Annotated in this window: 8 protein-coding genes and 3 pseudogenes; 3 read left to right on the top strand and 8 right to left on the bottom strand. The window is 36.9% G+C overall.

Translation table 11 applies throughout. The features are described 5' to 3' along the window. Positions 1 to 110: 110 nt before the first annotated feature. The 7 genes and pseudogenes from FGQ53_RS09885 to FGQ53_RS09855 form a co-directional block, all read right to left on the bottom strand. A pseudogene (locus tag FGQ53_RS09885) lies at positions 111 to 404 on the bottom strand (MarR family transcriptional regulator); the annotation flags it as partial. A gap of 144 nt (positions 405 to 548) precedes the next feature. Beyond that, on the bottom strand, positions 549 to 1,742 hold the full coding sequence (locus FGQ53_RS09880) for an O-antigen ligase family protein (protein ID WP_138338352.1): 1,194 nt from the start codon (positions 1,740 to 1,742) through the stop codon (positions 549 to 551). 137 nt (positions 1,743 to 1,879) lie between these two features. Beyond that, entirely contained in the window at positions 1,880 to 3,301 is a 1,422-nt protein-coding gene (gene gtfA / locus FGQ53_RS09875) for a sucrose phosphorylase (RefSeq protein ID WP_138338349.1), read from the bottom strand. A 216-nt stretch (positions 3,302 to 3,517) separates the two neighbouring features. Next, positions 3,518 to 4,351, bottom strand: a complete 834-nt coding sequence (locus FGQ53_RS09870; RefSeq protein WP_138338346.1) for a carbohydrate ABC transporter permease — start codon at positions 4,349 to 4,351, stop codon at positions 3,518 to 3,520. Positions 4,352 to 4,367: 16 nt separating this feature from the next. Further along, positions 4,368 to 5,240, bottom strand: a complete 873-nt coding sequence (locus tag FGQ53_RS09865; RefSeq protein WP_138338344.1) for a carbohydrate ABC transporter permease — start codon at positions 5,238 to 5,240, stop codon at positions 4,368 to 4,370. Between the two features lie 18 nt (positions 5,241 to 5,258). Continuing rightward, complete coding sequence (locus FGQ53_RS09860; RefSeq protein ID WP_138338341.1) at positions 5,259 to 6,509, bottom strand: extracellular solute-binding protein; 1,251 nt, start codon at positions 6,507 to 6,509, stop codon at positions 5,259 to 5,261. Positions 6,510 to 6,543: 34 nt separating this feature from the next. Beyond that, a complete protein-coding gene (locus tag FGQ53_RS09855) occupies positions 6,544 to 8,706 on the bottom strand; it encodes an alpha-galactosidase (protein WP_138338338.1) in 2,163 nt (720 codons plus the stop codon). Between the two features lie 107 nt (positions 8,707 to 8,813). Between FGQ53_RS09855 and FGQ53_RS09850 the strand changes: the two genes are divergently transcribed. From FGQ53_RS09850 to FGQ53_RS09840, 3 genes and pseudogenes are all read left to right on the top strand, one after another. Next, positions 8,814 to 9,674, top strand: a complete 861-nt coding sequence (locus FGQ53_RS09850; RefSeq protein WP_138338336.1) for an AraC family transcriptional regulator — start codon at positions 8,814 to 8,816, stop codon at positions 9,672 to 9,674. Beyond that, entirely contained in the window at positions 9,671 to 10,606 is a 936-nt protein-coding gene (gene birA / locus FGQ53_RS09845) for a bifunctional biotin--[acetyl-CoA-carboxylase] ligase/biotin operon repressor BirA (protein WP_138338333.1), read from the top strand. The genes FGQ53_RS09850 and birA overlap by 4 nt, the downstream gene beginning before the upstream one ends. 13 nt (positions 10,607 to 10,619) lie before the next feature. Next, positions 10,620 to 10,766 (top strand): annotated as a pseudogene (locus FGQ53_RS09840) (transposase); the annotation flags it as partial. Here the strand turns inward: FGQ53_RS09840 and FGQ53_RS09835 are convergent. Then, a pseudogene (locus FGQ53_RS09835) lies at positions 10,724 to 11,385 on the bottom strand (IS630 family transposase); the annotation flags it as partial. The pseudogenes FGQ53_RS09840 and FGQ53_RS09835 sit on opposite strands and share 43 nt — an antisense overlap. Positions 11,386 to 11,509: the final 124 nt, after the last annotated feature.

Below are 11,509 nucleotides of genomic sequence, written 5' to 3'. Positions count from 1 at the left end.
TCGTTTATGAAAGCCCAGATTTTTCTTATCTTTGAGAGCTTTTGTGAGAATGTTTTTGTCATTGGTAGTAAATGTTGCTTGTGTCATATATCTATTATACGTCAATTTTTGATTTTTGTTAAGTATAAATACTTCTTACGCTTGTCTTCTCCACATGGACTAACGGTTACAAGATTTTGTTCCTCAAGCTTTTTTATCATAGTCGTCAGCGTATTATTAGCAAGACCAGTCGCAAGCGCAATATCTGTCGCAGTTGCACAACCTGTTTCACTATTCCATAAAACCGCTAAAATCTTCCCCTGCTCACTCCTATAAAGAGCTTCAGGGTCTTGGCTCAGTAACTTTTGAAAAATCCGCCCATTCAACAAACGAATATGATGGGCTACCAAATGACTATCTTTCATAACACCTCCTATTTACTTCGATATCGAAATGAATAGCACTATTGTAACGCTTGTTATTCCAACTGTCAACTATTTCGATTTGGAAATATTTTTTCCCAGTAAAAAAATCTCCTACCCAAGATAGAAGATTTTAATCTTATAAACTTAATCCGTCATGTCCGATACCAAAGTTCGATGTTCCAACGGAATACTGCACATGACTAGCAAGAAAATGAAACCTGACTGAATCCAGAAGAGGGCCAAGTCAAAGATTCCGTGCACAGCAACCACTGTAAGGAAAGATAGATAAAGACCGATAATCGGGCGTTTCCCTGACTCCTGACTCATATCCATCATCAAGCGAACAGGAGCAACAGAAGACAAAACTAATAAAATGGTCCCCACAATTCCGTAACTCAGAATCGTATCGATATAAAGACTGTGAGCATGTTCATGATAAGGAGCATTTATCCGAGGATAAGAGTGCATATAAGTCAATGGCCCCTCACCCCAAAAAGGATTTTGTTTAAATAAGGCCATCCCAGCATCCCAGATAGAGATCCGTTCTTCCATAGAAGAATCCAAAGTTCCCATCCGAACTCCCAGATCACTAGAAAAGAGGAAACTCAAGCCAATCGCAAAGGCCCCAATACTAAGCCAAAAGGCCTTCCAGTTTTTAATGGTCGTAAAGAGATAAATGATTGCTCCAGCGATAATAGCAGGAAAGGCGGTTCGATTTTGAGTAAAGTTCAAACCAAAGAGATTCACAAAGCCTGCAATCACACAGAATACTTTCAACCAATTCAACTTGGTCGTTGTAAACAGATAGAAGGCAATCATGATACAGAAACAACAAATAATTCCATAATAATTAGGATTAAAGAAGGTCACTTCTGCTCTATTCTGATGCCAGACCTGCATATTGGGTGAAAGAAAAGCATAATTGAATTTCTTCACAATTTGGAAATGTTCTAAACTCGCAAAAGCAGCTGACAATACACTACCAAACAAGACGAGCTGCAAAATCAAGCGAAAGAATTTATGTGATAAAATCGACTGATAGTGCAAAAAGAAAACAGTAAATAGAAAAATTCCTACTGAAGCCACAACTCCCATCCAATTTTGTGCAAAAACGGATATAACAGTACTATAACCAAGAAAAAGAAGCAGCATCGGATGCTCCCCCATTTTCTGAAGAATACTTTTCATGTCTCCTGTGAAAATCAAACTGATAATATATAAACAGAATACAACTACAAAAAGATAAAAGGGTAAAAAGATACTCAGGATAATTCCCAATAAAATCAGCTCTTTACTAGACAACCCTTTCAGCTTTTCAATAAAGCCTATTGATTTCAAAATGAATCCTTTCTCTCCAAATCTGTTGATTCAGATAATAGTAAGCTACCCTTTATTGTACCACTTTTTTAGCAATTTGAAAACAAAGAAAACGTTTTCTAAAATAAAAACCCTATTTTATAAACTATATCAAAGCTTCAAAATGTTACTTCAATTCCATTCTCAATTACTCGATAAGTGTGATTTTGCAAATCAATTTCTGATACTGCAGTTACGGACTTGTCTTTATTTTGACGTTTGATTACAATGCTGTGAGCTGTTGGTGTTTCAACATCAATAGTCCCTTCTAGGTCAAAGGCCTCTGATTGATTACGGAAAGAAAATAGATTGAGAAGGGCCTTCACCACAGGACGTTGAACTTCTTCTGCTATTTCCTCATTACTATAGTAATGACGATTAATATTTCGACCTTCTTTGGTTTCTTCTAATAATTTTAAGTCATTTTTTCCTGCTAATAGACCCACATAGTAAACCTGAGGAATGCCTGGCGCAAAAGCTTGAATCAAACGAGCGAGGAAGTACTTGGCATCATCATCTCCAAGCGCAGAATAATAGGTTGAATTGATTTGGTAGATATCTAGATTGTTATACTCTGCACTAGAGTACTTACGTTTGACATTCGCTCCAACCTTATAGAGCTCATTTGAAGCATAATCAATTTCATCATCAGTCAGGATATCCTTAACATCCACCACTCCAATCCCATCATGGGTATCTAGTGTCGTAAATTGCTTCATCGGGCTCATCTTTAACCACTTAGCCAAACGCTCTGTTCTGGAACTGTAAAGAGTATAAAGGGTCACCATTGGAAGGGCAAAATCGTAAACATAGTAATCATGATCCGCTATTTTAAACTGAATCGAATAGTGTTCATGAATCTCAGGTAAGAGCTCTGTCCCATACTCAGCAGCGATATCTCGAACTCTGTCCAATAAATTCCAAATATCTGGTTCCACAAAGAAATCATTGGTATCCAATTTCTTCACTGCATAAGCAAAGGCATCTAGACGAATCAAATCACACCCGTTACTTGCTAGATGTTGAATCGTCTTACGGATGAATCTCATCGTTACTTCTTTGGTCACATCAAGATCAATCTGCTCCTCACCAAAGGTATTCCACAAATGTTCTACTGAACCATCTGCAAAAACAATCTCTTGCTTTGGTGCACGATCCTTGCGCTTGTAAATTAAATCTACATCAGCTTGTGTCGGACGATTTTCCGGCCAAAACTTGTCCCAGTTTAAAAAGAGATCTTTGAATTCACTAGCTTCATGTTTTTCTTGATAGTCCTTATAATATTTCGATTGACGAGAAATATGATTAATCATAAAGTCAAACATAAGATAATATTTCTCACCTAAACGCTTAACATCCTCCCAGTCACCAAACGCTGAATCCACTTCATCATAGTCAACCGGTGCAAATCCACGATCACCTGTTGATGGGAAAAATGGTAGAAGGTGAACTCCTCCAATAGCATCACCAAAATGCTCTTCCAAATTCTCATATAAATCTTTAAGATTGTTTCCCAGACTATCTGAATAGGTAATCAACATAGTTTTATTTTAAATGGTCATAGATGGTCTCCTTTTTCTGATGAAAGCCAAGTCTCATATGACCTGGCTTCGTAAATGAAAGATATTTTTAGATTTTTGTTCAGTACTAATATAGACTGCAAGCAACTAAGTACTATTTTCTTGTTTTCTACATAGAATTGTCAACAAGCTGAACCGTTCGTCTATGTATGGAATTATAGATTTCCTAAGCACTTCTTACTTCACTGCTCCGTTACTCATTCCTGAAATGATATGTTTTTGGAAGATGAGGTAGACAATGGTTATCGTTACAATTCCCACAATATAAGATGCAAAACTTGGGCCATAGTCATTGAAGTACTGACCTTGGTAGTTGTATTGGAAGAGAGGTAAAGTCCACATCTTGGAATCCTTATTCAGAATCAACAGTGGCAACATAAAGTCATTCCAGAACCAGAGAGCATTGATAATCAAAGTTGTCGCATGCATGGGCTTCAACATTGGAAAAATGATTCGACGATAAGTTGTAAAATGATCAGCCCCATCAATTTCCGCAGCTTCATCCAAACTATCCGGTACACTGATTTTTATATAACCAACATATAAGAAGAGGGTCTGTGGAATAGCATAAGTTAGGTAGAGTATTACTAGCCCCCACATATTTGCTAGACCGAGTTTACTCATCATAACTGTGATGGGAATCATAATCACCTGAAATGGAACAAATATCCCTAAAATCAAGAGCGAATACATAATTGCAAAGGCTTTTTTCTTGGACATATTTCGAGCAATGGAATAAGCTGCAGCTGGTATAAAGAAAGCTACTACAATCAATGATAACACCGTAATAACTGCTGAATTCCAGAAATAGCCTCCAATTCCATCCGAAATCAATCGTTCATAATTACTTAAGGTAAAAGGATTGGGCAAACTAAAGAAATGATTCATGATATCCTTAGTTGTTTTGAAAGAACTAAACACTGTTACCAACAAAGGAATAAGTATAAGAATACCACCGACTATCAAGAGGACATATTTCCAAAACTGATTCAATTTTTCTTCTTTTTTCATGTGTAGGACTCCTCTATTAGATTTCAAATTTCTTTGATAACTTGATTTGGATAAGAGAAACAATTCCAATAATTAAGAATAAAATCAAGGCAATTGCATTCGCATATCCATATTGATTACTCTTGAAAGCATAATTGTAGACTAAAAGTCCAAGAGATGTTGTAGCATTATTTGGACCACCACTCGTCAATGCAAAAATCTGGTCAAAGGCAGTCAGACCGGACTTAAGTGCCAGAATAAAAACCATAGAAATCGTTGGCAGTAAATAAGGTAATTCAATCTTCCAAAAAGTTTGTTTACTTGTTGCACCATCAATTGATGCTGCTTCTAAAATATCAGTTGGAATACTCTGAAGACCAGCAAGAAAGAGAATAATTGGCATTGCTACTCCTTGCCATAGAAGAACAAAAATAGTTGCTACTACCGCTCCGACAGGTGTCCCCAATAGACTCTCTTGTAAAAAACCAATCCCTAAAATTCTTCCAATCGTTGGAAGACCATAGTTGAAAAATTGTTTAAAAATCAAGGAAACTGTCAAACCCGACAAAACAGCCGGGAAAAAGAACCAAGCTCTAAAGAAGGTCTGACCCTTCATCTTAGAATTTAAGGCTCGTGCCACAACCATCCCAATTGTAATCTCTCCAATAATCAATGCCAGAGTTAAAATCAAAGTAAAGGATATAGCTGTGAAGAATTTCCCATCAATCATCAGCAATTTGTAGTTATTCAAACCAACAAATTTATAATTATAGGTCAATCCAGTCCAGTTAGTCAAACTATAGAAAGCACCTTGTACCATTGGAAAGTAAAAGAAGATAGCTTGTAAAGCAAGCGGGATGAGCAAAAAAGTCCAACCCCAGTATTTATTTAAAAATTTTCGAATAGCCATATCATCTTAACTCCTATTCTAGTCCAAATCTGCCTTCATTGGATTAAAGAAAGCATTGAGATTATTTGCCATATTTTTCAGATTTTTATCCATCAGGTATCCTGTACTTAGTTTAAAAAAGTCTTCTTCAGAGTTCCAGCGTTGGCCCAACCAAACATAATGTTTGTCCGTAAATGCCAGTTTAGAAATATCTGCAAGTGCTGAATCTTCTTTTTCCTGTATGCCTTTCACCGCAACTGGTGAACCATCTACATCATAGTATGACTGCATAGCTTTTGGACTAGTCATATAGCTGATAAATTCTTCGGTTTCCTTAGGGTGTTTGGTAGTAGCTGAAGTTGATAATGCCATGTCCCCTGCACCAACAGTGACTTCTTTTCCTACTTCTTCTCCTGGAAAGGCAAACATCCCCACCTCAAATTTTGGATCCTGTTGATTAATTGCCGCTAACGCCCACGATCCTTGTGGCATCATCAAGGCTTTTTCGCTAGAAAATGCTACCACCGCATCATTATAAGAGGCACCACGCCAACCATCTTGAGCATTATCTGCTAATAAATCGAGTCGTTCTGCATCTGCTTTCAAAATAGCATCATCTGCAGAGATAGCGTTTGGTTTTGAAAAGCGAAGGTAGTTATTAGCCGCGTCTCCACTACCCGTAAGAGTAATGAGAGAAAGTTGGTGGTAACCATTTAATGTCCAGCCTTCATTGCCTGCAACCGCAAACGGAGAATTTCCACTATCTTTTATCTTTTTAACAATCTCTTGAATCTCTTTAAAAGTCTTCGGTTCCTCAAGTCCTAATTCTTTAAACTTCGTTTTATTGTAATAGATTCCATAAAGGTTGGCTGTTAATGGCACACTATAAATCTTGTTATTGATTGCATACTTTTCGACATAGTCATTCTTGATGTTCTCAAGATAGGGTTTTCCTGTCATATCTGCAAAATAGCCTGCCTTCGCCCACTCCTGAAAATCCATATTTTGAGGATAGATATTAATAATATCTGGAACATCTCCTGATAAAATCCGAGTCTTTAGAACAACTCCAGCTGAAGGTACTGTAGTCAACTTCACATCAATATTAGGGTGTTCCTTTTCAAAATCATCCACTATCCTTTGCAAGGTATCTACCATCTCGGTCTTCTGGTTAAAAAACTCAATCGTTACCTTACCATCAGCTGATTGATTGTTCTGACCACAAGCCACTAGGCCTAGTAAACTTGCCCCAGCTACTAAAAGAAAACCTGCTTTCTTATACCATTTCATTGGAAAGCCTCCTTTATAAATTTATACACCTTTATTATAGTCTTCTAAAAATATACTGTCTACTCAAAAAATCTCCTTGGGATAAGATAACAGTTAAGCCCGCATACATGAGCTCTGCACCCGAATAAACAATGTTTGTCCCTTCCATCTCATAAAGCCCTTCCACCTCTAAGTCTTTTAGTTTCAAGGTGGTTTCCATTGTTTCCACAACCGATAAAACTCGAACGTAGGTCACAATCGTTTGATTTTCATAGTTAAATTGTACAGCTGCTTCATTGGATTCAGCCTCGGGATTAATTAACCTATACTGATTTCCCAACTGGACTACTGGCCGCAATTCTTTATACAAGTTCACCTGATTAGCAATCTCAGCCTTCTCTTCATCTGATAAACTTGTCAAATCAAGCTCATAACCCAGATTCCCCATCATTGCTACATGACCACGAGTTTCCAGTGGTGTCATTCGTCCCATCTGATGATTTGGTACTGCTGACACATGAGCCCCCATAGATATTGTTGGATAGAGATAGGATGAACCGTATTGAATTGGTAAACGTGCAATAGCATCAGTATTATCACTAGCCCAGACTTGTGGGAAATAACGCATCATACCAAGATCATTTCGTCCACCACCACCAGAGCAAGACTCAAAGAGAATATGACTGTGTTTCTCTGTCAGATAAGAAACGAGTTCGTAAAGCCCCAACATATATTGATGAGACTGCATCTGGGTTTCCAGATAAACTGAACCATTCCCCAAATTAGTAATATTACGATTCATATCCCATTTGATGTAGTCAATATCATGATGAGAGAGGATTTCATCTAAAACATTTTTCAAATATTCTACTACCTGAGGATTGGCAAGATTAAGTACTAATTGATTTCTAGAATAGGTATGCTCATATCCTGGAACCTGAATAGCCCAGTCAGGATGTTTATGATACAAGTCGCTATCAACAGAAATCATCTCAGGTTCTAACCAAAGCCCAAACTGCAAACCTCTTTCATGGATAGATGAAATCAGACTTTCTAGACTTCCACCCAGTTTTTTCTCATTAACAACCCAATCACCTAAAGCACGATTATCATCAAAGCGATTACCAAACCACCCATCATCTAATACAAAAAGTTCTATTCCAACTTTCTTAGCTTCATCAGCTAGCTCTAACAGTTTTTTCCTCTGAAAGTCAAAGTAAGTAGCTTCCCAGTTATTGATTAGAATTGGACGTTCTTTTTTAGAAAATTCACTTGGCATAATATGCTTAAGTACAAAATTCTGACTTTCATGACTAATGCCAGTTAATCCCTTATCTGAATGGGTCACTAAAGCTACCGGTGTTTCAAAGTATTCCTCAGAGTCTAACTTCCAAGAAAAGTTTTCCGGATTAATCCCAATAGCCAGCCGAACTTCATTCAATTGATTCTTTTGAACAAAAGCTTCAAAGTTTCCACTATACAGTAGTTGAATAGCAAACACATTTCCAGCATCCTCTGTAACTCCTTGATCACATATTAGAAGAGCTGGTGTTTGAGCATGCCCAGAATCTCCACGGTTCGAACTAATCGAAAAGATTCCTTGCTCTACCTGTTGACGTCGGACAGTCTTTTCACGAGCATAAGCTCCCTGTAAAGTCACTATTTCGTAAGTTGCAGCAGGAAAATCAGCCATAAAAGAAAAGTCCTTATGAATGACAACTTCCTGATTGCTATTATTCTCCAATTTGCTGTAACTAGCAATTGTCGCATCATTATCAAAAGCTGTATAATACAAAGTCAGACTAAGTTTAGCTTGAGGATCTTTTAAAATCAAGACAAGAGTCTCTGTATCATCCATGCTGTGAGGAGAAGGTAAGCCCTGTGGACCATTCTGACCTTTTAAAATCTTTGCTTCTACAAATCGAAAGTCTGTTACTTCAGTTGCATCATGTTGAATCTGTATAGTTGGTTTTCTAAAGTCACCCAAACCATGTTGTCCAAAAATTTGACGTTGCGTATCCAAACTAAAGGTTCGATTAGTAGCTGTTGGATTCCCTGAAAAAGCATGATCGCGTTCATTAACACTATTAGAACCTCTATAGTTCTTAATAGTCTTTCCTAAATGTTTTAATAATAAGAACCCATCCCTATTTTCAATAATCAAACTTAAACCTTTACTCTCAACGTAAAATAGATTATTCTCTATCCGAATTCCCATAAATTGTACCTCATCTATTTCTTGAAAAAATTTTAACAAATAAAAGCGCTTCCCGAAATAGAAAAATGTCTCAAGAATATGGTAAAATGTTAGGTAGGAGGTGGCACATGCTAGTTTTTTCAGAATACCAGACTGGAACAATTGACCTTTCCCTAAGCTTTTATGGATATGAGGAATGCACACCTAATTACTCTTTTGGTCCAGCCATTCGTGACACATACGTTCTACATTACATTACTAAAGGACAAGGTAAATTTTATTACAAAGGTAAAATTGTTGATTTAAAAGAAGGAGATTTCTTTCTATTAAAACCAGATGAATTAACCTTTTATCAAGCAGACAATGAGAAACCTTGGGCCTACTACTGGTTAGGAATAACAGGAGGGAAAGCTCCTGACTATTTTGCACTTTCTCAAATTTCTGACCAATCCTATCTCATCCAATCTGAAACTTGTCATACACAGACAACTGCAAAACTCATCTCAGATATTGTCCGCTTCGCTCAGATTACAAAATCAAATGAATTAGCTCAACTCCATATCATGGGACAACTCCATGAACTAATGTTTCATCTGGGAACTATTGCTCCCAATCAGAAAAAAAAGAATATTTCATCAACCCACCAGCTCTATCTTGACTGCAAACGATTAATTGATAGTCACTATCCTCAATCGCTTACAATTCAAGATCTAGCGAAAGAACTATCCGTTCACAGAAGCTACTTAACTAGTGTGTTTAAAGAATTTCACCAACTCTCTCCAAAAGAGTATTTACTTTTCGTTCGAATGAACCGTGCTCAACAGTTACTAGAGCACACCAATGAAACGATCAAAGTCATTGCGTATTCTGTGGGTTTTTCAGATCCATTACATTTCTCAAAAGCCTACAAGCAGTTTTTTCATAAAACACCTAGTCAAACTCGAAAAGAATACTCTCATTCCCTCTCAGCTAGAAAGGAAAATCAATGAAATCACACCAACTAGTTTACCAAATATTAACTAGAGAAAACGATTATGTTAGCGGAGAAAAAATCGGAGAAGAACTGAATTTAAGCCGTACATCTATATGGAAAGCTATCAAGCGACTAGAACAAGAAGGAATTGAAATTGATAGTATCAAAAACAAAGGATATAAACTGGTGAATGGAGACCTTATTCTTCCAGAACTTCTAGAAGAAAATCTTCCAATTAAAGTCAGTTTTAAACCCGGAACAAAATCAACACAATTAGATGCAAAAGAAGCAATTGATTTAGGGCATGAAGCAAATACTCTCTATCTAGCTTCCTATCAAACAGCTGGTCGAGGCCGTTTTCAACGTTCTTTCTACTCCCCACAAGGTGGCATTTATATGACCCTCCATCTTAAACCGAATCTCCCCTATGATAAATTACCATCCTACACACTACTTGTAGCTGGAGCTATCTACAAAGCCATTAAGAACCTAACTTTAATAGATGTAGACATAAAATGGGTCAACGATATCTACCTCAAAAATCATAAAATTGGAGGAATCCTCACTGAGGCAATGACCTCTGTAGAAACAGGCTTAGTCACAGATATCATTATTGGAGTAGGAATCAACTTCACTATTCAAGACTTCCCACAAGAATTAAAAGAAAAAGCTGCTAGCTTATTTAAATCACCAGCACCTATAACAAGGAATGAATTGATCATAGAAATCTGGCGTACTTTCTTAGAAACACCAGCAGATGAGTTATTATACCTCTATAAAAAACAGTCATTCGTTCTTGGAAAAGAAGTTACTTTCACACTAAATCAAAAAGACTACAAGGGACTTGCTAAAGATATCTCAGAAAATGGCAAGCTTTTAGTTCAATGTGATAACGGAAAAGAAATCTGGCTAAATAGCGGAGAAATTTCACTCAAGAGTTGGAAGTAAAATAACACATTATAAGATTGTCAACGCTCTTCAATTACCCTATTCCAACGCCAAATTGGAAGCAACCAATAATCTCATTAAACTCATCAAGCGCAATGCATTTAGATTCCGGAACTTTTATAGTCGATTGAAACAAGAACAAGACAAAAGAGCCTCGTAAAAAGTATTGCAACTTGGTAATACCTTTTTGAGGTGCTTTTTGATATGAGCCCATGTTTTCTCAATAGGATTGTACTCAGGTGAGTAGGGAGGAAGTGGTAACAGTTTATGCCCATACTCCTCACATAAGAGCTCTAGCTTCCCCATTCTATGGAATCTTGCATTATCCATAATAATAACTGATGGTGTGTTTAATGTTGGTAAGAGAAACTTCTGAAACCAAGCTTCAAAAAAGTCGCTCGTCATCGTCTCTTCGTAGGTCATTGGAGCGATTAACTCACCATTTGTTAGCCCTGTAACCAAAGAAATCCTCTGATATCTTCTTCCAGATACTTTACCTCTTATTAACTGACCTTTTAATGAGCAACCATATTCTCGATAAAAATAAGTATCAAATCCTGTTTCATCAATATAAACAGGTGCTAGGTGCTTTAAACTATTAAAATTCTTAAGAAATAAAGCTACTTTTTCTGGGTCTTGTTCATAGTAGGTGTGGTTCTTTTTTTTCGAGTGTACCCCATAGCTTTGAGAGCATAGTGGATAGTAGTTGGATGACAGCCAAATTCAGAAGCTATTTCAGTCAAATAAGCGTCTGGATTGTCAGTAAGATAGTTTTTAATACTTAACAAAAATCAAAAATTGACGTATAATAGATATATGACACAAGCAACATTTACTACCAATGACAAAAACATTCTCACAAAAGCTCTCAAAGATAAGAAAAATCTGCGCTTTCATAAACGA

This window comes from Streptococcus mitis (assembly GCF_005844455.1).
Taxonomy (GTDB): Bacteria; Bacillota; Bacilli; order Lactobacillales; family Streptococcaceae; genus Streptococcus; species Streptococcus mitis_BF.
The sequence above is the reverse complement of the archived record's forward strand: the minus strand, read 5'-3'. Positions and strand labels throughout refer to the sequence as shown.